Annotated in this window: 19 protein-coding genes; 7 read left to right on the top strand and 12 right to left on the bottom strand. The window is 66.6% G+C overall.

Annotated elements, in window-relative coordinates:
- Positions 1–6: 6 nt before the first annotated feature.
- Both K7H93_RS13850 and K7H93_RS13845 read right to left on the bottom strand, forming a co-directional pair.
- Positions 7–1653, bottom strand: a complete 1647-nt coding sequence (locus K7H93_RS13850; RefSeq protein WP_230784104.1) for a lysine--tRNA ligase — start codon at positions 1651–1653, stop codon at positions 7–9.
- Positions 1654–1729: 76 nt separating this feature from the next.
- On the bottom strand, positions 1730–2101 hold the full coding sequence (locus K7H93_RS13845; RefSeq protein WP_230784103.1) for a VOC family protein: 372 nt from the start codon (positions 2099–2101) through the stop codon (positions 1730–1732).
- Positions 2102–2214: 113 nt separating this feature from the next.
- On the opposite strand from K7H93_RS13845, the gene soxR reads away from it, so the two are divergent.
- The gene (gene soxR, locus K7H93_RS13840) at positions 2215–2655 is read left to right on the top strand and encodes a redox-sensitive transcriptional activator SoxR (protein ID WP_230784102.1); all 441 of its coding nucleotides are present in this window, start codon (positions 2215–2217) and stop codon (positions 2653–2655) included.
- On the opposite strand, the gene K7H93_RS13835 is transcribed toward soxR, so the two are convergent.
- From K7H93_RS13835 to ubiA, 4 genes are all read right to left on the bottom strand, one after another.
- Entirely contained in the window at positions 2652–4133 is a 1482-nt protein-coding gene (locus K7H93_RS13835; RefSeq protein WP_230784101.1) for a S41 family peptidase, read from the bottom strand. The genes soxR and K7H93_RS13835 overlap by 4 nt on opposite strands.
- Before the next feature lie 51 nt (positions 4134–4184).
- A complete protein-coding gene (locus tag K7H93_RS13830; protein WP_230784100.1) occupies positions 4185–4712 on the bottom strand; it encodes a SixA phosphatase family protein in 528 nt (175 codons plus the stop codon).
- 27 nt (positions 4713–4739) lie between these two features.
- Positions 4740–7511, bottom strand: a complete 2772-nt coding sequence (locus tag K7H93_RS13825; protein WP_230784099.1) for an ATP-dependent DNA helicase — start codon at positions 7509–7511, stop codon at positions 4740–4742.
- Positions 7512–7608: 97 nt separating this feature from the next.
- The gene (gene ubiA, locus K7H93_RS13820) at positions 7609–8532 is read right to left on the bottom strand and encodes a 4-hydroxybenzoate octaprenyltransferase (protein WP_230784098.1); all 924 of its coding nucleotides are present in this window, start codon (positions 8530–8532) and stop codon (positions 7609–7611) included.
- Between the two features lie 40 nt (positions 8533–8572).
- Between ubiA and K7H93_RS13815 the strand changes: the two genes are divergently transcribed.
- Positions 8573–9340 carry a 16S rRNA (uracil(1498)-N(3))-methyltransferase gene (locus K7H93_RS13815; RefSeq protein WP_230784097.1) on the top strand — a complete coding sequence of 256 codons (768 nt, stop codon included), beginning with the start codon at positions 8573–8575 and terminating at the stop codon, positions 9338–9340.
- 40 nt (positions 9341–9380) lie between these two features.
- Complete coding sequence (locus K7H93_RS13810; protein ID WP_230784096.1) at positions 9381–10751, top strand: glutamate--cysteine ligase; 1371 nt, start codon at positions 9381–9383, stop codon at positions 10749–10751.
- A gap of 10 nt (positions 10752–10761) precedes the next feature.
- Here the strand turns inward: K7H93_RS13810 and K7H93_RS13805 are convergent, their stop codons facing one another.
- From K7H93_RS13805 to K7H93_RS13785, 5 genes are all read right to left on the bottom strand, one after another.
- A complete protein-coding gene (locus K7H93_RS13805; RefSeq protein WP_230784095.1) occupies positions 10762–12117 on the bottom strand; it encodes a methyltransferase family protein in 1356 nt (451 codons plus the stop codon).
- A gap of 72 nt (positions 12118–12189) precedes the next feature.
- Positions 12190–13527 (bottom strand): outer membrane protein assembly factor BamB family protein, encoded by a 1338-nt coding sequence (locus K7H93_RS13800; protein ID WP_230784094.1) that lies wholly within the window; start codon positions 13525–13527, stop codon positions 12190–12192.
- A gap of 52 nt (positions 13528–13579) precedes the next feature.
- Positions 13580–14383: a tetratricopeptide repeat protein gene (locus tag K7H93_RS13795; protein WP_230784093.1), complete on the bottom strand. Its 804-nt coding sequence runs from the start codon at positions 14381–14383 to the stop codon at positions 13580–13582.
- 129 nt (positions 14384–14512) lie between these two features.
- Complete coding sequence (locus tag K7H93_RS13790) at positions 14513–15667, bottom strand: glycosyltransferase (RefSeq protein WP_230784092.1); 1155 nt, start codon at positions 15665–15667, stop codon at positions 14513–14515.
- Positions 15667–16554, bottom strand: coding sequence for an alpha/beta fold hydrolase (locus K7H93_RS13785; RefSeq protein WP_230784091.1), 888 nt, complete (start codon positions 16552–16554; stop codon positions 15667–15669). The genes K7H93_RS13790 and K7H93_RS13785 overlap by 1 nt, the downstream gene beginning before the upstream one ends.
- Before the next feature lie 69 nt (positions 16555–16623).
- On the opposite strand from K7H93_RS13785, the gene K7H93_RS13780 reads away from it, so the two are divergent.
- The 3 genes from K7H93_RS13780 (at position 16624) to rarD (ending at position 20675) form a co-directional block, all read left to right on the top strand.
- Positions 16624–18048 (top strand): protein adenylyltransferase SelO family protein, encoded by a 1425-nt coding sequence (locus tag K7H93_RS13780; RefSeq protein WP_230784157.1) that lies wholly within the window; start codon positions 16624–16626, stop codon positions 18046–18048.
- 84 nt (positions 18049–18132) lie between these two features.
- Positions 18133–19530 (top strand): succinylglutamate-semialdehyde dehydrogenase, encoded by a 1398-nt coding sequence (locus K7H93_RS13775; RefSeq protein ID WP_230784090.1) that lies wholly within the window; start codon positions 18133–18135, stop codon positions 19528–19530.
- Positions 19531–19763: 233 nt separating this feature from the next.
- Entirely contained in the window at positions 19764–20675 is a 912-nt protein-coding gene (rarD, locus tag K7H93_RS13770; RefSeq protein ID WP_230784089.1) for an EamA family transporter RarD, read from the top strand.
- Here rarD and pyrC read toward each other — a convergent pair.
- Positions 20672–21712, bottom strand: coding sequence for a dihydroorotase (gene pyrC / locus K7H93_RS13765; protein ID WP_230784088.1), 1041 nt, complete (start codon positions 21710–21712; stop codon positions 20672–20674). The two genes, rarD and pyrC, sit on opposite strands and share 4 nt — an antisense overlap.
- A gap of 212 nt (positions 21713–21924) precedes the next feature.
- Here pyrC and ygfZ point away from each other — a divergent pair, with 212 nt between their 5' ends.
- Positions 21925–22668 (top strand): CAF17-like 4Fe-4S cluster assembly/insertion protein YgfZ, encoded by a 744-nt coding sequence (gene ygfZ / locus K7H93_RS13760; RefSeq protein ID WP_230784087.1) that lies wholly within the window; start codon positions 21925–21927, stop codon positions 22666–22668.
- Positions 22669–22720 lie beyond the last annotated feature (52 nt).

Genomic DNA, 22720 nt, shown 5'->3' with positions numbered 1-22720 from the left:
GGCGGGCTAGCCTGCGGTGTTGGCCGCAGCCAGCGCCTCTGCGATCAGCTTGCGGGTATTCTCGACCCCGTAGAGCGCGATAAAGCTGCCCATGCGCGGACCCTGTTCGGACCCGAGCAGGGTCTCGTAGAGCGCCTTGAACCAGTCGCGCAGATTGTCGAACCCGAACTCCTCGCGCTTGCCGGTTTCGTAAACGATCGTCTGCAGGTCTTCCGCGCTCGTATCCGCGGACACCTGAGACAATTCGCCGTCGAGCGCGGCCAGTGCGGAGGCTTCGTTGGGCGTAGGCGCCCGGCGGTTGAGCGTCGGGGCGACAAAGTCGCGGTTATAGGCGAGCGCGGTGGTCACCAGCCCGTCCAACTCAGGGTGCTTCGCCGGATCGGGATCCTCGATGTAGTTGCCGAGGTAGGACCACACCTGCTCGCGCGTCGCGGTCGCGCCCATCACGCCGACCAGATTGAGCAGCAGGCCATAGGTCACCGGCAGGCTGTCGCCCGCACCCGGTGCTTCCTCCGCCTCATACCCGCCATTGGCGCGCAGCAGGTGCCACGCGGGATTGCCCAGCTGCTTGTCGAGTGCCTGCTCGGGCAGCCGCTCGCGGAACTGCCAGTAGTCGTCGACCGCACGCGGGATCACGCCGACATGCAACTGCTTGGCGCTCTTGGGATTGGGGAAGATGTAGAAGCCGAGCGATTCCTCGCTGCCATAGGTCAGCCATTCCTCGATCGTCAGGCCATTGCCCTTCGACTTGGAAATCTTCTCGCCCTTCTCGTCGAGGAACAGCTCGTAGATCAGGCCTTCGGGCTTGCGGCCGCCCAGCACCTTGGCGATCTTGCCCGACTGGATGCCGGTATCGGTCAGATCCTTGCCGTACATTTCATAGTCGACGCCCAGCGCCACCCAGCGCATGGCGAAATCGACCTTCCATTGCAGCTTGGCCTGCCCGCCCAGCGCGGACTGTTCGACGACCGTGCCGTCTTCATCCGTGAAGCGGATCGTGCCTGCATCGGCATCGATCACCTCGACCGGAACCTGCAACACACGGCCCGTCACCGGGCTGATCGGCATGATCGGCGAATAGGTCGCCGCACGCTCCGCCCGCAGGGTCGGCAGCATGATGTCGAGGATCGCCTGGTTGTGCGCGAGCACCTTCTTGAGCGCTTCGTCGAACACACCGGTATCGTACTGGGTGTGGCTGGCGATGAATTCGTAATCGAACCCGAACCGGTCGAGGAATTCGCGCAGCTTCGCATTATTGTGCGCAGCGAAGCTGTCGTGGTCGGTGCCGAACGGGTTGGGAATGCGGCTCAGCGGCTTGTGCAGATTGTCCTGCAGCAACTGCGCGTTGGGCACATTGTCGGGCACCTTGCGCAGGCCATCCATGTCGTCGCTGAACGCGACCAGCCGCGTTTTGCCATCTTCCGGCTTCGCGCCGATCAGCGCCTCGAACGCGCGGCGGACCAGCGTGGTCCGCAGCACTTCCTGAAACGTGCCGATGTGCGGCAGGCCCGAAGGGCCGTAGCCGGTTTCGAACAGCACCGGCTCGCCGCCGGGCTTCGTTCCATCGGGATAGCGTTTGAGCAGACGCTGCGCCTCCTGGAACGGCCAGGCCTTGGACACGCGGGCGGCTTCGATCAGATCTTGCATGCTCATGGCAGCAGCCTGTTGCGCAGGCTCCCCCATGTTGCAAGCGCGAATGGCCGGAGCGCCGCCGCCCCGGCCCTTCGCATCAGTCGTAATTGACCACTTCGAACTCGATCCCGTCCCAGCCGAAGAAATAGAACCGGCGGCCGGGTTCGTAGTCGGCATGGTTGAAGGGTTCGAGCCCGTGGCGCTTCACCACTTCCTCCGCCGCGTCGAGATCGTCGACCACGAAGGCGATGTGGTTGAGCGGATGGCCCTTGGCGAAATTGCCGGTCACGTGCTCACCGGTGTAAAGCGCCACATAATCGACCTCGCCCCCGACATGGATCGTGTGGCCATTGTTGAGCGATGGCCCCTCCCACCGTTTGTGCCAGCCGAGCAGATCGACCAGCAGCGCGGTGCTGCGCTCCAGATCCGTGACGGAAATATTGGCGTGTTCGAGATAGCCCTTGGGCATCGCTGTTCTCCTTGATTGAGCGAGGCCGGATCGCCCCGCGACTGCGATGTACGCATCAATGCAACCTCAACCTCACTTGAGGTCAAGCATCAATATGCCTATCGTCGTGATCGATGAAAGCGAACGATCTCCTGCCCATCGGCGAACTGGCCCGTCGCACCGGGCTCAGCGTGTCGGCCATCCGCTATTACGAGAGCAAGGGACTGATCGAACCGCACCGCACCGGCGGCAACCAGCGGCGCTTCCTGCGGTCCGATATTCGCCGGCTCAGCTTCATCCTGATCGCGCAGCGGCTGGGCCTCTCGCTGGGTGAGATCGAGGCGCAGCTCGCCCGCCTGCCCCAAGGGCGCACGCCCAATGCGCGCGACTGGGGCGCGATCAGCCGTGCGATCCGCGACCAGCTCGACGCGCGAATCGCAGAGCTTGAGCGCGCACGGCAAAACCTTGACGGCTGCATCGGCTGCGGGTGTCTGAGCCTTAAGCGCTGCGCGCTGTACAATCCGCAAGACAGGCTTGCGGAAGAAGGCCCCGGGCCGAGGACGGTACTGGGCTAGTCCGCAGGGATGCGCCGCCGCGCCATCGCCGCGACCTCTTCGACCGCGCGCCAGTGACCTGAAACCGGGTCGTCCGCCGGATAGATTTCGAGCGCAACGTCCGGCGCGATCCCTCTTTCTTCGAACACATTCCCGGCCTCATCCGCAAAGGTCTCGTTCGACAGCTCCAGCAGCCAGCCATTGGGCAGCGGCTTGGCCAGCGGGGTGGAGAACGCACCGCGCGTCGTCCCGCCCACCTGGGTGACATTGGGCAGCTGGCGGAAGGCAAGCGTGGCGAGCTCGCCGCCGCTGACCGTCACATCGCTCGTCATCAGATAGACCGGCCCGGTGAAGCGCAGGCCATCGGCGGGCGCGATGCGGTTGGGAAACGGCACAAGGCCCGAACCGCGAGCCTGCGTCGTAAAGCCGGTGAACGCGGCGTCGGTGAAACGGCTCGGGAGAGCCTTCGCCACACGATCCCACCCGCCGCGATTGTTCGACAGGTCGACGATGACCGCGTCGGTATCCTGAAACGCGCCCAGCGCCTCGTCCAGAATGCGATTCAGCTCGGCCATTTCCGCCACAGCCCATGTATCGCTGGAGAAATCCTCGCCGGGGGTAAATCCGCCCATGACGAACACCTGTAGATAGCCGATCCGCGCTCCGTCCGGGCCGTCGATCACGCCCCATAGGATACGGTCCTGCCCCTCATGATGCGCGCTGTCGCCGAGCTTTGCCTTGGCCTGATCGATCAGTCCGCCCAGCCATGCGCCCTCGCCGCCCTGGCTCGCGCGGATCATCGGCAGAGTCGAGCCCTGCCCGTCCTGCACCCGCCGCCGCTCGCCATCGATCGTACCGATCAGCTTGGTATGGCTGTCGGAGAGCCCCTCCATATAGGCCGCCAGAGCATCCCACAGCTCGGCCTCGCTAGTGTCGTCGGAGATCAGACCGCGCAGCCGCGCCGCGCGCTGTTCATGGCCGGGCGGACGACGATCGAAGAAGGCGTAGTGTTGCGCGAAGGCGTTCAGAAACTCGTCGGCGACGGCCTGCGGCGATGTATCGGGCGCATCGGTGCACCGTGCCGGCAGGCGATCGAGCCGGTCGAACACGACATTGGTATCGCCCTCCAGCAGCTGAAAGATCGCGGCGCGATTTCCGGGCAGCATCCGGAAGAAGCGATATTCGATCGAGTCCATCGTACTCTGACCGCCGTTCTCGCCGGGCGGGGTGTAGCACTGGACGCCATCCTGATACCGCGTGACGCCGGTCTCATCGATCGCGAGAATCCAGCCATAGCCGCGCGATTTCCACACGCCTCTGGCCGCAGGCTCTGTCTTTCCCGATGAATCGACAATGCGCTTGAGCGGCGCGGCTTCCAGCCACGGCTGCGATTCAGAGATGTGGGCCGGTTGGGCGTTCAGGCCGCATGGCGCGACCAGCGCGGCGAGCATCACTGCGGCGGCCCATCGCGGCCTGCGGATGAGAGCTTGAGAGGTCATGAGACCCGTTGATAAATCGCCCGTCACGACGATCAACCGGCCGCGATGTCGTTAGTCGAGCGGTCCCAGCGACGGGTCGAGATCGCGCGGTCGCTTGAAATGGACCAGCTTGGCGTTCTGCGCGCCCAGCTCGCTCCAGTCGTCGATCGGCAGTTCGAGCACGGCGAAGGACGCGGTCGGGAACTTGACCATTGCCTCGCGGAAATCGGGCGTCTCGTTCTCTTGCGAGACCAGCGCCAGCACCAGATCCTGCAAACCGGGATTATGCGCCGCGATCAGCACCGCGTCGGCATCGCCCGCCTTGTGCTTGATCACTTCGAGGTGAGTCTCCGGCCCGGCGAGATAGAGCCGCTGGTCGAAGGTCAGCTTTACACCGATCGCGGCCTCTTCCAGCGTCAGGCGCACCCGTTCGGCAGGGCTGGCGAGAATCATATCCCACGCGGGCTCCTGCCGCCGGATATGGCGGCCCATGATTCGCGCGCCTTCGCGCCCGCGCTCGTTCACGCTGCGGTCGAAATCGCGCGTGCTGCTGTCGTCCCAGTCGGACTTCGCGTGCCGGAACAGGCCGAGATATTTCACGTGATCCGCCTCATGAGCGCTGCATCCTCAGCCCGTCGTCGTGTCTTCACGCGCGGGCAGGGTTCCTCCCTGCCTTGCCGGTGGCCCCGCTGCAAGGCGCGATACGGCTTCGTCCAGCGTGACGCGGTGAATCGGCGTGCCGGTGGGGAAGGCGCTGAGCAGACGGCTGGGGAACGCAGGGGAGAGCACCACGAAGTGGCCGCTGTCTTCACGCGAGCGAATCAGCCGACCGAAGGCCTGCGCCAGCCGCGCGCGGATGATCCGGTCGTCATAGGCACTGCCGCCGCCGGCCTCGTCCGCAAAGGCGGCGCGGCGCGCGCGGTGCAGAATGGTCGGGCGCGGCCAGGGCACCGCCTCCAGCACCACGCTGCGCAAGCTGTCGCCCGGCACGTCGATCCCGTCGCGCAGGGCATCGGTGCCGAGCAGGCTGGCGCGCGGATCGTCGCCGAAAATATCGGTCAGCGTGCCGGTGTCGATCGGGTCGACGTGCTGTGCGTAGAGCGGCAGGTTGCCGCGCGCGAGCCGGTCCGCAATCCGCGCATGGACCGCGCGCAACCGCTTGATCGCCGTGAACAGGCCCAGGGTTCCGCCGCCCGCCGCCTCGATCAGGCGGGCATAGGCTCCCGCAAGCCCAGCAATATCGCCGCGCTTGATGTCGGTGACGATCAGCACCTCTGCCTTGCTCGCGTAATCGAACGGGCTTGGCTGGCTGGCCAGCTGCGGGGTCAGGCCGATATGCTCCGCCCCGCTCGAGGCGATCGCGCGGGCCCAGTCAGGCTCACCCTCTGGGCCGCGGTCGGCCAGGGTCGCGCTGGTCAGCATCACGCCATGCGCAGGCTCGAGCACGATCTTGGCGAAGGGCTTCATCGGGTCGAGCCAGCGGCGGTGCAGTCCGATGTCGTATTCGCGCGACTCGAACCGGTCGACCGCCAGCCAGTCGACAAAATCGGGATCGGTCGGCCCCCCTATCCTGCCGAGCAAGGCCTCCCACGCGGCGATCAGATCGACCCGCCAGGCGAGCGAGTGCCGCGCGCCCTCGATTCGTGCCCGCCCCTGCCCGTCGAGCCAGTCGGGCGCGTCTTCCAGCACCGCCTCCAGCCGCTGGCCGAGTTTGAGCAGCGGTTTGCGGATATCGGCCAGCGCGCCCTGCGCCTCTTGCGCGGCATCCACCAGCGGACCGGGAGGGTCGGCGATCTCGGTCTCGATCCCGTAGCCCGCTTCGGAGCCGCCGCTCTCGTCGCGGGCGAACACGGTTGCGCGGACCTGCGCGAGCAGTTCTTCCAGCGGGCCGGAGGGTGCCCCCTCGCCGATCCGCCCCAGCCAGCCGTCGGCGGGCAGCGCCTGCGCCGCCTCGATCGCGGCTTCCACCGCCTCGCCGCCAGCATCGTCGTAGGATGCGATGTCGGCCAGCCGCGCGGCAAGCCCGCGTCTGCGCCCGCGCGTGTTGCGTTCCGGGCCGATGATCCACCGGCGCAGCTCGATCGCTTCCTGCCCGCTCAGCGCGGCGGCGAAGGTGCTGTCGGCGGCATCGAACACGTGATGGCCTTCGTCGAAGATCAGCCGCGTGGGCGGCTGGCCATGATGGCGCCCGCGCGCGGCATTGATCATCACCAGCGCGTGGTTGGCGATCACGAGATCCGCCTGCGCGCTGGTCCGCGCGGCGCGTTCGATGAAGCACTTCCGGTAATGTGGGCACCCGGCATAGACGCACTCGCCGCGCTGGTCGGTCAGCGCGGTGATCCCGCGCCGGGGGAACAGCGTGCCCAGCCAGCCGGGCAGGTCGCCGCCGATCATGTCGCCATCGCGCGAATACTGCGCCCAGCGTGCGACCAGCTGCGCCAGCACCGCGCCGCGCCCGGCAAACCCGCCCTGCATCGCATCTTCGAGGTTGAGCAGGCACAGGTAATTCTCGCGCCCCTTGCGCACCACCACCGGCGCGCTGCCATCGGCGCGCTTTTCGGGCCAGGCACGGCGGCTTTCACGGCGCAGCTGGCGCTGGAGGTTCTTGGTGTAGGTGCTGACCCAGAGCGTGCCCTGCGACCGCTCTGCCCACACGCTTGCAGGCGAGAGGTAGCCCAGCGTCTTGCCGATCCCGGTGCCCGCCTGTGCCAGCAGCAGATGCGGCTTGCCCCGCCCCTCTCGCGGAGCGAAAATGCGGGCGACATCGCCTGAGTAGGCGCGCTGGCCCTCGCGCTTCTCCGCGCCTTCGCCGGTCAGCCGGGCAAGCTGGGCCTGCACCTCTTCCTCGCCGATCGAAACCTGCGCAGGCTGCGGACGCTCGGGCGCATCTTCCCATTCGGGCAAGGTCGCGAACAGCCAGCGCTCGGCCCGTTCGGGTCGCTCCACGAAGGGGCCGAGCACCTGCGCCCAAGGCCAGCGCGCACGGGCGAGCGATTGCAGCGTGCTCCATCCGCCGTGCCGCTCCGCCCAGTCATCCCGCCCGCACACCGCCAGCATCGCGCCGAGCGCGCGCTGGAGGAAGGCAGGCGTCGCGCCCTCGTCCTCAGGCGGGTCGATACCCAGCGTCGCAGCCAGTCCCTTGGGCGTCGGCACGCAGAACCGCGCGGGGTGGAGGAAGGCGTACAGCTCCAGCAGGTCGAGGCCGGAGAGATCGGGATAGCCCAGCCTCGCGGCGACCAGCGGCGCGTTGAGCAGCAGCACCGGCGTATCGGCGCAGGCATTTATCGCCTGCCCCTTGCCGATCTCCTGCGTGGTGCCATCGGGCGCGGCCAGCCACAGCCCGGCATGGCTGGCGTGGAGCGCGGGCAGAGCAGGCGGTTCGGGGGTCGGCGCGGCCATCGCGGTCCAGTTTCGGGTCCGTGGAACGAAAAGTAAACAGCTGCGCGGGCGTCATCCCGGCGAAAAGCGGGATCATTCACCGCAAAACTGCCGAAACTCAGGCCCCTGCGTTACCGACCACGAAGCACGCCGCAGCGAACAGGAACCCGGCCCAGCGGTTCGCGCGGAAACGGTGCAGCGGGTTGCCCGGGTCTTTCTCGTCCAGCGTCACAACCTGCCAGCCGAGGTGCCATGCAACCGGCAGCAGCGTGAGCCACGCGACCGGGTCCGCCCGCAACAGCCAGAAGCCGAGCGCCCACAGCGCGACTGCCAGTGCGTAACATGTCGCCACGCCCTGCTTCACCTTGCCCCCCATGCGCAATGCGCTCGACCGGATGCCGACCAGCGCGTCGTCTTCCTTGTCCTGCACGGCGTAGATCGTGTCGTAGCCGACGGTCCATGCGACGCAGGCCAGATAGACCGCGATCGCCACGCCCCAGTTCGCGTCGGCCAGAGTCGCCCAGCCGACCAGCAGCCCCCAGTTGAAGGTCAGCCCCAGCCACGCCTGCGGCCACCAGGTGATCCGCTTCATGAAGGGATAGGCCGCGACCAGCAGCAGGCTCGCCAAGGCGACGATCTGGGCCTGCAGCGGTATTTGCAGCAGCACGATCAGGCCGACGAAGCTGAGCGCCGCGAGCCATATCCACGCGGTCCGCTTGCTCACCCGGCCGCTGGCGATCGGGCGGCTGGCGGTGCGCGCAACCTGCCGGTCCAGCTCGGCATCGGTGATGTCGTTATAGACGCAGCCCGCGCCGCGCATCGCGATCGAACCGGCGAGAAACCACAGCAGGAGGCCGAACTGCCAGCCGGTGCCGCTCAGCCACACGCCGAAGACGCAGGGCCAGAACAGCAGCCACCAGCCGATCGGCCGGTCGAACCGGGCCAGCTGGGCAAGATCGCGGGGGAGCTGCGGCAGCCGCTCGATCAGCCCCCTGTGCTCGCTGTCGGGGACGATCGTTTCTACGGAGTCGCTGGTGCTCATGGACTTGCTCCCTAGCGCGCCGCGTGGCACCTGCCCAGCCATGCCCGCAACCCCCGCCTGGCCCCCGAAAAGCGCCCCGCGCCTGTTCGTCGAGGACGAGCTTGGCGAAGGCCGTAGCTCCGCTCTCGACGGCAATCGCGCGCATTATCTGGGCAAGGTCATGCGCGTGTCCGAAGGCGACACGGTGATCCTGTGCGACGACGTGACCGGCGAATGGGCCGCCCGAGTCGGGCAGGTGGACAAGCGGCGAGTCGATGTGACCGTGGTCGAGCGCTTGCGCGAGCGCGAGGCGGTGCCCGACCTGTGGCTGTGCCCCGCGCTGCTGAAGAAAGACCGTTTCGACCTGGTGCTGGAAAAGGCGACCGAGCTGGGCGTCGCCGCGATCCGCCCGGTCGTCACCCGCCGCTGCGTCGCCGACAAGCTCAACCCCGAACGTGCGGCGACCATCGTCACCGAAGCGGCGGAGCAATGTGCGCGTACCGCACTGCCGCAGGTGGCCGGGCCGGTGAAGCTCGACGCGCTTCTGGCCGACTGGCCTGCAGAGCGCGCGCTGTTCTTCGCCGATGAGGAAGGTGGTGAGGATGCCGCCAGCGCCTTCGCCCGCCACGGTGCCCCTGCCGCGATTCTCACCGGCCCCGAAGGCGGCTTCGACGATGCCGAACGCGCGGCGATCCGCGCCCTGCCGCAAGCAACCCCGATCACGCTTGGCCCGCGCATCCTGCGCGGCGAAACCGCGACTATTGCCGCAATCTCGATCTGGATGGCGCAGGCGGGCGACTGGTCTCCTGTGTCAGGAGGCGAAGAATAATTTCCTTCCCTCGCGAGAACCAGTTTTCTAACGCCACCCGATGAGCACACGCAACGCATCGAACGAAGACGAACCCGTCATCGAAAACCGCGACCAGCTGGTCGCTCCGATGCAAGCGGGTGAGAAGCCCAAATCCGCCTGGCGGATCGGGACCGAGCACGAAAAGCTGGTCTACAAGCGCGACGACTTTCACGCGCCAAGCTATGACGAACCCGGCGGCATCCGGGATATCCTGCTGAGTTTGCAGGATTTCGGCTGGAAGCCGGTGGAAGAAGGCGGCAAGGTTATCGCGATGAGCGGCGATGACGGCACGGTCAGCCTCGAACCGGCAGGCCAGCTCGAACTCTCGGGCGCGCCGCTCGAAAACCTGCACGAGACCTGCAACGAGGCGGGTCGCCACCTCAGTCAGGTGAAGGAAATCGGCGAACGCTGCGGAGTCGGTTTCCTCGGCCTTGGCATGTGGCCCGACAAGACCCGCGAAGACCTGCCGATGATGCCCAAGGGGCGTTACGACATCATGGCCCGGCACATGCCGACGGTCGGCAATCTCGGGCTCGACATGATGCTGCGGACCTGCACCATCCAGGTCAATCTGGACTATTCCTCCGAAGCCGACATGGCGCAGAAATTCCGCGTCGGCCTCGCGCTGCAACCGCTCGCGACTGCGCTGTTTGCCAATTCGCCGTTCACCGAGGGCAAGCCCAACGGATACCTGAGCTACCGCAGCCACATCTGGTCGGACACCGATCCGCATCGCACCGGAATGCTGCCCTTCGTGTTCGATGAGGATTTCGGCTACGAACGCTATGTCGACTACATGCTCGACGTGCCGATGTACTTCGTCTTCCGCGACGGGAAATATCTCGACGCGGCGGGTCTCAGCTTCCGCGATTTTCTCGATGGCAAACTGTCGATCCTGCCGGGCGAAAAACCGACCGAGAGCGACTGGTGGGACCACCTCTCGACCGCTTTTCCGGAAGTCCGGCTCAAGAGCTTCCTCGAAATGCGCGGTGCCGATGGCGGCCCGTGGAGCCGCATCTGCGCGCTGCCCGCGCTGTGGGTCGGCCTGCTATACGACCAAGGCGCGCTCGATGCGGCGTGGGATCTGGTCAAGGACTGGTCGATGGAAGAGCGCGAGGCGCTGCGCAACGCAGTGCCGAAGGAAGGCCTCGCCGCGAGCGTACCTGGCGGTCGCACGCTGCAGGATCTGGGCAAGGACGTGCTCGAAATCGCCCGGTCGGGCCTCACCGCGCGTGCGCGGTTGAACACGGGCGGCGACAACGAGACCGGCTTCCTCCAGACGCTCGACGAGATCGTCGAAAGCGGCAAGTCGCCCGCGCAGCGGATGCTCGATCGCTATCACGGCGAATGGGGCGGCGATATAACCCGGATCTACAAGTACAGCTTCTAGCCTGCGGCGTTCATTCCGCGGGGTGGAGCGGCTGCTGGCTGCGGCCGCGCGAGATCGCATGGCCCAGCGCCCCGATGGCAACGGTAAGCGGCCCGTTGCGGCTCATCCACGCGTGATATTCGCGATACTTGGCATCCTCGCACAGCAGGTGCGCCTCTTCAGTCCGCGCGCGCCAGTAGTAGATTCCCGAGACGAGCGCGAGGCCGACGACATTGCGCACCGCCTCCAGCAGGCCTCCGTTGGTGACGAGGAACGGCAGCGCCGCACTCCACCAGAACAGGTTCTTCGAGAGATAGGCCGGGTGGCGGGTGAAGCGGTAAGGCCCGTGGGTGATCACGCCGCGATAGGTCAGGTTGGAGAACCGCAGGCCGAAGACCACCGTCGCCCAGGCATACATCCCGGTCAGCACCACCAGCCAGCCGCCCCACAACGCCATCAGCCACGGCTCGCCCGCCAGCCAGTGCTGCCAGCCGGGAGCGTTGTTTTCGTATGATAGCAGGCCGCCCGCGCCCGTGATCCCGTACACGAACGGGGGGTAGCACAACAACGCGGCGATCCAGCCCGCAAGAAACGGGTTGCCGCTGCGGATATGGGTATCAAGCGGGCGCATCGTCATCACATAACCGACCGTCCCGATCTGCACGTCGATCACGAACAGCAGCGAGATGACCGCCAGCGCCAGCGCACCGGGCCGGGTCGCCAGCGCGGCAGGATCGGCGTTGACCACCTCGGCGAAACCGCCGGGCAGGATCGAGATCATGAACGCGCCGAAGAAGCCCTTGATGATCCACGCGCGCCAGTGGCCGATGACCTTTTCGCGGTCCCACTGCTCGCGCGCGAGCAGGAAGGCCCCGAAATGCCAGGTGCCGTCGCGCGGGTCTTCCATCCGCCGGTCGATCCAGAAGATATAGGGCACCGAGAGGATCAGCGCGGGAACCGCGGCGTAGGCCAGCACCTCCATCGCGAACAGATAATTGCCATCCCAGTACCAGCGGCAGAGCCCGTAGAGCACGGCAATCACCGCCCAGGTCGCCCACAACCCGGTCAGCTTGGTGAAGGAGATTGCCCGCGTACTGTGTCCCGGGCCCTGTTTGCCCAGCACAAGCCCGGTCGAAGCGCGTCGATGGACCTTGTCGACCAGGATCGACCACAGCACCATCGGCACACCACTGGCGAGCAGGCCGCACAGCGCCGCATAAGGACCCGCCAGCCGCGCGTGGGGCCCGGGCAGGTCGAGCGCGATCGAGATTTCAGGGAAGGCGCGGCAGAACGCGATCCAGCCGAGAAGCCCGGCGAGGCCGACAAGACCTACGCCAGCGGAGACATCGCTGCGGGGCGGTTGTGAGCTGGAGGCGTCTTCGCGCATGACGCCGCTTTAGGCCCAAAAGGGTTAAATGCTCGGTAACGCGGCGGCTCTCAGGCCGCCGCGTCACTGCCGTTAGCGGAACGCGGTGATGGTGCCGCTGTCGTCGAGTACGTAGAGCGTGTTGTTGGCGACGATCGGCGGCAGGGTGACGCCGGCCTTGAGCTCGGTCATCAGGTTGGCCGCGCCTTCGCCCACGCTCACCTGCCACAGCTCACCGTTCGAATTGCCGACGTAGAGCATGTTGTTGGCGAGCACCGGACCGGTCCAGAAGATCGGGCCCTTGCGGTCTTCCTCATTGCGATAGCGGGCGAGCTGGGTGATCCAGCGGATCTTGCCGCTGCCCCGGGCAATCGCCAGCAGGCGCGCATCGCTGGTCAGCGTGAACAGCCACTCACCCGCCAGCGCCGGGGTCGAAATCCCGGCGAGGTTGAGTTCCCACACGCGCTGGCCGGTGACCAACTCGTAGGCGGCCATGCGGCCACCCTGGCCCAGCGCATAGACGCGCCCGCCATCGATGATCGGATCGGCATCGATATCGGTCAGGCTGCCGACCTCGGTCGAAATCGAGGTGCGCGCCAGCGCATCGGCCCACAGCTCGCGCCCGTTCTCGTAACGATAGGCGACCAGTTCGCCCGAGCTGTAACCCGCAACGATGGTGCCCTGCCCGGCGGCGGGCGATGCCACGCCGAACACGCCAGCCTGCGCGGTCGAGCCGGAGTTTTCCCATTCGACCGAGCCATCATCCTGGCTGAGCGCGATGATCCGGTTGTCCTGCGTCATCACCAGCACAAGGTTGAAGGCGAGCGTGGGCGAATCGCGCAGCGGCCCGGCGGGGCTGGCGCTCCAGATTACGCTGCCGTCAGCGGTGTTCAGCGCGACCACCTGGCCGGTGCCGCTGGTCGCGAACAGGCGATTGCCCGCGACCGCGATGCCGCCTCCGAAGGCCGTGCCGCGCAGATCCGAGTCGATCTCCGGCCGATATTCCCACTTGCGCCCACCAGTATCCGCATCGAACGCGTGCACAGTGCCCGCAGTATCGGTGACGTAGAGCGTACCGCCCGCAACGATCGGGGCGGCGCCCAGACGGCGCTTGTTGCTCGATCCCGGAATCTGCGCGCTCCACGCGCGGGTCGGGCTGGCACCAAGCGCGAGGTTGCCATAGCTCTTGCTCGGCGTACCGCTGGCCATCGCCCAGGTTTCGTTGACGCGTGCGGGAGGCAGCACCACCGAAACGCCGGAGATGCTGGGGTCGACCTTGGCACCGCTTTCAATGCGGGAGAGAACCGGCTCGCGATTGCCCACGGTCGGGGTAACCTTCTTGTCTCCGCCGCCGAACAGACCGCCCGAACAGCCGGTGACGAACAGCGCCGCGAGAAGAAGCGGGGTGGCACCAATGGATCGCAAGGTCATCCTCCGAAATGTCGCCCCGCCTCGGGGGCCAAGTGTTAGGTGTGTGCGCCGTTTATTCCGGCTGTGCGCCTGTCGGCGGCGCACCGCCCGCGCCGGCGGGCCCGCGCAGACTTTTGATCAGTTCGTCGACATCGCCGACCGCATCCACACCCAGCACGCTGGCCATCTGGCGCGCGCGGCCGCGGATCGTGTCGGGCACGTCGTCATCCATGGCAATCTCGCCGAACAGCTTGCCGGCGCGTTCCTTATCGCCGCCTTCGAGATAGGCCATCGCCAGGATCTCGCCCGCGCTGCCGTAGTACGGCTGGTCCGGCTGGGCGAGCGGGGTCAGGCGGCGGATCACCTCGGCAGGCTTCATCGAGTCATAGCCGGCAACGACCGCGCGCAGTTCCGCGAGATCGCGGATCGACTGGGGCACGTCGTCGTCGGCGGCGACCTGGCTGAACAGTTCCGCGGCTTCCTTCGCCCGGCCCTGCTCCAGCGCGATGCCCGCGCGCAGCATCTGCGCCTGCGTCTTGCCCCCGCCCCGGCCATCTTCGGCCAGCGGAGCCAGCGCCTCGTCGGCCTGATCCAGATTGCCCGCCTCGACTTGGTCGAGCGCGGTCACCAGCGTTTCGGATTCGGATTCGCGATTGCCTTCGCTCTGGCCGCTGAAGAACAGCACGGCAGCGAATGCGATCAGCCCCAGCACCACCACACCGATTATGTAGATGCCGTAGCGGGTCCAGACATGGCGGTACTGGTCGGTGCGGACGGCATCGTCCACCTCGCGCAGCAGCGCTTCGTCCTGTGCGGCCTGGGTTTTGGCCTTGCGGTCGGCCGCCTTTGCGCTGTCGCGATTGGGTAACAGGGCCACGCCTGGGGGACTTTCCTTAAAACTGCCGGGAACGGGGCGGTTCTTTAAACCATGACGCCGTCAATTCAATAGCCACCGGTTGAACAGCAGCGCGGGTGAATGGGCGCTGAAAGCGCGCCCGGCTGCCGGTCAGCGGATCGCTCCACCGCCCAGCGCGCTGTCGTAGAGCCGGCGGTAGGCCGCAACCATGTCCGCCGCGTCGAAGTGCTTGCGCGCCTTCGCCCGGTTGGCTTCCCCGATCTGCGCCCGCAAATCCGGGTCGGTGGCCAGCACCTGCAACGCCTCGCCCAGCGCAGCCTCGTCGTTCGGGCGCACGATGAAGCGCGCATTCTCCTGCGCCACCATCGCCGCGATATCCCCCACGGCGGGCGCGGCAACGGGCAGCGCGGCGGCCATCGCCTCGACCACCGAGAGCGGGAACTGTTCGGACCGGGAAGACAGTGCGAAGATGTCGAACAGTCCGATATAGCTTGCCGGGTTGGCGACGAAGCCGGGCAGGTGGACGCGATGCGCGATCCCCGCCGCTTCCGCAGCATCGCGGATCGAGTCACGCTGCGGCCCTTCGCCAACAATCACCAGCTGCCAGTCCTCGGGCAAGTGGGCGACCGCGCGCACCAGAGCGGTGAGATTTTTCACAGGGCGCAGGCCTGCCAGCGCGCCGATCCACTGCTCGCCCTCGTGCTTGATGACCCCGCGCAGCGCATCGGGCGGCGGGCTGGCAGAGAACTTCGCGGTGTCGATCCCGTTCGGGATGTGCTTCACGCGGCCGATCGGCTGCTGCCAGGCCTGCAGCGCGATCCCCTCCAGCACCTCTGAGGGGACGACCAGCCCGCTAGTCTTGCCCAGCGCGATCCGCCGATACCAGTTGCGGCTGGTTTTCAACCGCTCCTGCTCATCCTCGTTGAAGCCATCCTCGTGATGGATAAGCGGTGGCAGACCCATCGCATCGGTGAACAACGTATGCGCCATCACCGCGTCCATCGCCCCCCAGTTGTAGGTCAGCACCAGATCGTATGGCTGCATCGCGCGGGCGAGTTTCTGGAGCCGCCGCGGCAAAGGCTTGCCCTGTAACGAGGGGAAATCGCGCGGGTAGCGGACCTCCACCCCTTGCTTGATATGCTCTGCGGCACCGTACTGGCCCGGATCGGCAGAGACGATCGCATGGCGCAGCGATTCGCCGAAGGCGTTGATCAGCTGCACGCTGCGCAGCTCCTTGCCCCCGGCCGCGAAGGTGGAGTGGAGATGGAGGACGCGCGGTGCCCCTTCGCGCGCGGAGCCCGCCATCAAACGGTTTCCCGGGTGCGGACCTTCGCCAGCAGCGCGTCGATCGCGGCGACCGCCTCCGGCTCGTCGAGCATCGGCGCGTGGCCGGTATCGGGCACGAGGACGACCTCCATCCCCGGGTTGCGGACCTTCATCTGCCGCACGGTTTCTTCCGACAACAGGTTGGACAGAGCACCGCGCACCAGCAGCAGCGGTGTGTTGCCGAGCGATTCGAACGCCAGCCACAGGTTGGCAGGCGGGGCACCGCCGCTGTCGGGCGTCTCGCGGAAGGCATCGCCCAGCGCCATGTCGTAGTCGAAGCTGATCCGCCCGTTCTGGCCGAGTACCATCACGCGCTTGGCCGCCAGCAGCCAGTCGTCCAGCTGATAGGTCGGGTGCGCGTCCTCGTGCGTTTCCTGAAGTGCGCGCGCGGCGTGCATCCAGGTCGGGAAGCTGCGGCCCTGGCCCACGTAGGTGCGGATCTTGTCCAGTCCGGCCTCGTCGATCTCGGGCCCGACATCGTTGAGCACCGCGCCCGCGAGCCGTTCGGGAGCGCGGCTGGACAGCAGCATCGTCATCAGTCCGCCCAGCGAAGTGCCGATCGCGACGAAGCGGTCGATGCCCAGCTCGGCAAGCAGCGCCTCCACATCCTCGACATAGTTGAGCGGAGTATAGGTCGCGGCGTCTTCGGCATAATCGCTCTGCCCGCGGCCGCGCATTTCGGGCACGATCACCCGCCATTCGGGCGAAAGCCGCTCCGCCAGATCGGCGAAATCGCGCGAATTGCGGGTCAGCCCGTGCATGCAGATAATCGGCGGACGGCCGTCCTCACCCCCGGGATAGTCGCGGTAATAGAGCTTGAGGCCGTCTGAACTGCGCCAAAAGCCATCGGTAAAGCGCTGATCCATGGGCATCTTTCAAACATGATCTGGACGGGTCGGTTGCGCGGGAGCCCGCGCGGCCCCACTATTGCCGCGATGGTCGAAATTCCGCAACAGCACCGCGACACCGGCTCCCCGCCGATCCTCGATCTGGCCGACTGGATCGCCGATCCGGTAGAAGCGGCCGACTTCCCACGCACAACGCTGCGCTGGCGCAACGACCGGGCGGCGGACGATATCGGCCTCGCCGACCTGTCGGACGACGAATGGCTCGCCCATTTCGGCCGGTTCGAAACTCTCCCCGACAATCTGCCGCAGCCGCTCGCGCTGCGATACCACGGGCACCAGTTCCGGGTGTATAATCCGGAACTGGGCGACGGGCGCGGTTTCCTGTTCGCCCAGCTGCGCGACCAGCGTGGCCGCCTGATGGATCTGGGTACCAAGGGTTCGGGCCAGACACCATGGAGCCGTGCGGGCGACGGGCGGCTGACGCTGAAAGGCGCGGTGCGCGAACTGCTTGCAACTGAGATGCTTCAGGCACTTGGCGTCGATACCTCCAGGACATTCTCGATCGTGGAGACGGGCGAACAGCTGGTTCGCGGCGACGAACCCTCGCCCACCCGCTCCGCCGTCCTGACCCGGCTCAGCCACGGACACATCCGCATCGGCACCTTCCAACGCCTGCTCGCGCACGACGAGCCGGAGCATATGCGCCAGCTGGTCGATTATTGCCTGACCCAGTTCCCCGGCCCGCCCCCGCCCGAAGATGCGCCTGACCGGGACGACCCGGCGGTGTGCCTGCTGCACCAGGTGGTCGACCGGATGGCCGATCTCGCCGCCAGCTGGATGGTCGCAGGCTTTGTCCACGGCGTGCTCAACACCGACAACATGAACATCTCGGGCGAAAGTTTCGATTATGGTCCGTGGCGCTGGCTGCCGAAGTGGGAGCCAGGATTCACCGCCGCTTATTTCGATCACGCGGGGCTTTATGCCTTCGGACGCCAGCCAGAGGCGCTCGGGTGGAATTGTGCACAGCTTGCCACTGCCTTGCGGCTCATTGCCCCCTCGGAAGGCCTTATTGCCGCGCTTGAGCGCTTTGGCACGCTCTATCCCGCCCACCTGCGGCGGCGCTGGCTGTGGCGGCTCGGAGTGGCCCCGCAGAATGAGCCCCGCGATGCTGCACTTATCGCGGCGTGCGAGCGGCACATGCGTGAAACCGGGCAATCGCCCGATGAGTTCTTCTTCTCCCACCGGGGCGGACGGGCTCACAGCGCGGAACTTCAGGCACTGTTCGCCGATTATGAGGCGACCGGCTCAGATCACGACTACTGGCACGACGGCGCGCCGCAGAGCATGCTGTACGACGAGGTGGAAGCGATCTGGTCCGCGATCGACCGCGACGACGACTGGCAGCCGTTGCTGGACAAGGTCGCTGCGGTCCGCAGGATGGGGCAGGCGCACGGCACCCCGCCGGTTCCCGCCTCGCGCGGAACAGGTGACGAAAGCGAAAAGGCACGCTAATGCGCGCCGCTAGGCCAGAATGCGGCAGCATAACTGCCGAGACGAGGAACTGAGGAACTGCCCGGAGTGCCACTTTCCGAGATTGTGTCTTTCGAACCCGCCACCGGGCGGGAACTCTTTCGCTCGTCCATCGGCGATGTCGATGAAGCGGTGGCCCGCGCGCGCGAGGCGTTTCCCGGCTGGGCGTCGCGCCCCGTGGCCAACCGGATGGAACTGGTCCGCCGCTTCGCCAACGAAGTGCTCGCCGCGACCGACGAATTCGCAGAGCTGATCGCGCGCGAGACCGGCAAGCCGCTGTGGGAAGCCAAGACCGAGGTCGAAGCGGTCATCGGCAAGGTCGAGATCTCGATCAATTCCTATCTCGAACGCACCGGGCAGAAGAAGCTCGACAGCGCGCTGGGCGGCAGTTCCGCCGTGCGTCACAAGCCGCACGGCATCATGGCCGTGCTCGGCCCCTATAACTTCCCCGCACACCTTCCCAACGGCCACATCGTGCCCGCGCTGATCGCGGGCAACACGGTGGTCTTCAAGCCGAGCGAGAAGACCCCGGCAGTAGGCGCACTGCTGGTCGAATGCTTCCACCGCGCCGGGATCGACAAGCATGTCGTCCAGGCGCTGATCGGCGGGCCGGACGAAGGCAAGGCTCTGGTTGCGCATCCCGAAGTCGACGGCGTGCTGTTCACCGGCAGCGCGCAGGCGGGGATCGCGATCAACCGCAAATGCGCGACCAACCCGGGCAAGATCCTGGCGCTGGAGATGGGCGGCAACAACCCGATCGTCGTTATGAAGACACCCAAGGTGGAGGATGCGGCGCTGCTGATCGCCCGCTCCGCCTTCACCACCGCAGGCCAGCGCTGCACCGCGGCGCGGCGGCTGATCGTGACCGAAGACATGTACGACGAGACGGTTCAGGCCGTGAAAGACCTGATCCCGAAGATCATCGTCGACGAGCCTTTTGCCGACCCCGCGCCCTTCATGGGCTGCGTGATCGACAACCAGGCAGCCGACCAGCTGGCGGAGAGCTTCCTCTATCTGCTTTCCAACGGCGGCAAGGCAATCCGCCACCTCAAGCGGCCGCAGGAAGACAAACCCTTCGTCACGCCTGCGCTGATCGACACGACCGCGATGGAAGAGCGCCCCGATGTCGAGCTGTTCGGCCCGCTGCTGCAGGTGATCAAGGTGACCGATCTGGACGCTGCTATTGCCGAGGCGAACAACACGCGCTTCGGCCTGTCTGCGTCGCTGATCGGTGGTGCTCCGGAAGACTACAACCACTTCTGGGCCAATATCCGCGCCGGCATCGTCAACTGGAACCAGCCGACCAACGGCGCCTCCTCGAAGCAGCCCTTCGGCGGGCTCGGCCTGTCGGGGAATCATCGCCCGGCTGCCTATTACGCCGCGGATTACTGCGCCTACCCGGTCGCCAGCAGCGAGATCGGCCAGCCGCGCGCAAGCATGGGTGTTGGCTTCAAGACCGACTGAGCGGGCTGTCATAGTGAAAACGCCCCGACACTTTCGTGCCGAGGCGTTTTCCGCGACGCTGGTGGGACGCCGCGCCCTGGCCCTCCCTGGGAAGCGCCAAAGCTAGTAATTCCGGGCCGATCGGCAGGCGCACTATTTGGCCTCCCGAATCGGTATGCGTTCATAAATAGCGGTATTAAGCTGAACGATCAGCAACGCTTGTTCAGGCTTTCGTACAGGACTAGGGCGCACTCGTGAGCGAGAACGAAGCACCCCGGCCTTCCGGCCTTCCGCAGGCACTGGGCGCCTATGTCGTATGGGGCTTCATGCCCTTGTACCTGCTGCTGGTGAAGCAGGTGCCCGCGTTCGAATTCGTCGGCTGGCGGATTGTCTGGACGCTGCCGGTCTGCCTCCTCATCGTTGCCTTCCGCGGCCAGTTCCCCGCCATCCGCGAGGCTCTGAGAGACGTGCGCGCGGTGCTGGTGCTGGGCGCCAGTGCGCTTCTCATTGCGGTGAATTGGCTCGTCTACGTCTGGGCGATCCAACAGGGTGAGGTCTATGCGGCCAGCCTTGGCTATTACATCAATCCGCTGGTCAACATCCTGCTCGGCACGCTGATCCTCAAGGAGAGGCTGAGCCGGGCGCAGTGGGTCGCGGTGGCGCTGGCTGCGGTCGGGATCGCGATCCTCGCCGCGGGTGCGCTTTCGACCCTGTGGATCAGCCTGACCCTCGCCTTCAGCTTCGCGACCTACGGCCTGCTGCGCAAGCAGGTTCCGGTCGGCGCGCTGCCCGGCCTCACCATTGAGAGCGCGATCCTGCTGATCCCCGCGCTGGGCGTTGCCGCGTGGTACTGGGCGAGCCCGCAGGGCTCCTCCTTCGATAACAGCCTCGCGCTCTCCCTCTCGATCATGTTCGGCGGGCTGCTGACCGCCGTGCCGCTGCTAATGTTCGCGATCGCCGCGCGGCGGATGGACTACTCAGTGCTCGGCTTCGTCCAGTTCCTCGCGCCCAGCATCGTCTTCATTCTGGGCCTGACCGTGTTCGGCGAGGAGCTGCATCCGGCAGAGCTGTTCTGCTTCGGCTGCATCTGGCTCGCCGCGGCGATCTTCGTGTGGGACCTGCTGGCCAAGCGCCGCGCGGCGCGCAAGCCGGTCCCGACCGCCTAGCCCTCGGTAAGGCTCCACCCGATCGTCCGCCCGGCCATGAACGGCACGACCTGCGTGGCCGCTGCCGGAATGCTCTCGGGCACCGCCTGCTCGCGCTTTACCAGCGTCACCGTGCTCTCGTTCACCGGCAGCCCGTAGAAGCGCGGCCCGTTGAGCGAGGCGAAGGCTTCGAACCGGTCCAGCGCGCCCTCTTCCTCGAACACCTGGAGATAGGCCTCCAGCGCGTGCGGCGCATTGTAGATCCCCGCGCAGCCACACGCGCTTTCCTTCGCATGCTGCTCGTGCGGCGCGCTGTCGGTGCCGAGGAAGACCCTGGACGAGCCGCCCGTCGCGAACGCCCGCAGCGCAAGCCGGTGCTCTTCCCGCTTGGCAACCGGCAGGCAGTAGGCATGCGGCCGCATCCCGCCGACCAGCATCGCGTTGCGGTTGATATGCAGGTGGTGCGGGGTGATCGTCGCGCCGACATTCTCGCCCGCGCTTTCCACGAACTCCACTGCATGACGGCTGGTGATATGCTCGAACGCGATCTTCAGCTGCGGCAGGTCGCGGTGCAGCGGCGCGAGGATGCGCTCGATAAACACCGCCTCGCGGTCGAAGATGTCGATTTCGGCATCGGTCACCTCGCCGTGGACGCACAGCACCATGCCCGCCTCTGCCATCGCCTCGAACACCGGGCGCAACTTGCCGATATCGGTCACCCCGTGCGCAGAATTGGTGGTCGCATTGGCGGGGTAGAGCTTGGCCGCAGTGAACACGCCGTCGCGAAAGCCCCCGATCAGGTCCGCCGGATCGGTATCGTCGGTCAGGTAGGCGGTCATCAGCGGCGTGAAGTCCATGCCTTCAGGCACGGCCGCCATGATCCGGTCGCGATAGGCGCGCGCCAGCGCGGCAGTCGTCACCGGCGGGGTGAGATTGGGCATCACGATCGCGCGGGCGAACTGGCGCGCTGTGGCCGCAACCACGCTTTCCAGCATCGCGCCATCGCGCAGGTGAACGTGCCAGTCGTCGGGGCGGCGGATCGTGAGCGTTTCGGTCATGCCCCGCCCCCTAGCCCAACAGGCCCGCACAGGGGAGCCCTGACACACCTGACACACAGTCCAGAGACCAAAAACCCTGCCCCTCTCGCGGCCATGAGAAACAGGCGGAGGGAGGAGGTCGCGCGGCGCATCGCGCAATCGATATACGCGCCGCCGTACCTGTAGGACAGCGCCGGGTGGCATGATGGCATCCGGAGCCCTATCTCGGCAGCATGACAGCAACCCGCCTCCAGAACCGCGCCGTGATCCGCCTCAGCCCCACCGCAGCCGGGGAGGATGTCGCGGGCTTCCTGCAAGGCCTGCTGACCAACGACGTCACCGGGGAACTGCCCGCCTATGCCGCGCTGCTGAGCGCGCAGGGCAAGACCATGTTCGACATGATCGTATGGCCGGGCCGCACGGGCGAGCATGGCGCGACGATCCTGCTCGATTGCGAGGCGGATGTTGCGGACGATCTGGTCAAGCGCCTCTCCCTCTACCGCCTGCGCCGCAAGATCGAGATCGCGCGCGACGAGAGCCTGGCCGTGCACTGGAGCGTGGAGGCGATCGATGCCCATCCGCCCGATCCCCGCCTCCCCGCGCTCGGCCATCGCTGGCTCGCGCCTGCCGACGACAGCGAACCTGCCGACGCGGCATGGCTCGCCCACCGCCTCTCACTCGGCGTGGCCGAAGGCCAAGGCGAGCTGGCCGACATCCTGTGGCTGGAGACCAATGCGGTCGAGCTACACGGCGTCAGCTTCTCCAAGGGCTGCTATATCGGGCAGGAGAACACCGCGCGGATGAACTGGCGGCAGAAGGTCAACCGGCGACTAGTGGTGGTCCCGCTCGAGCGGTCGGAGGAGAAGCGCCGCAAGGCGGAGTATCCCGATCTCGGTCTGGCGCTCGATCATTTGCGGGTGAGCGATATTCCCGCCGAGCTGGTGCCCGGCTGGATGCGGCTGGAAGCTGCGGAGTAGCCGCACCAAACGTCATGCTGAACTCGTTTCAGCATCCAGACTACCTCCCGCG

Origin of the sequence: Citromicrobium bathyomarinum (genome assembly GCF_021021475.1) — a bacterium.
Lineage (GTDB): Bacteria > Pseudomonadota > Alphaproteobacteria > Sphingomonadales > Sphingomonadaceae > Alteriqipengyuania > Alteriqipengyuania bathyomarina.
The sequence above is the reverse complement of the archived record's forward strand: the minus strand, read 5'-3'. Positions and strand labels throughout refer to the sequence as shown.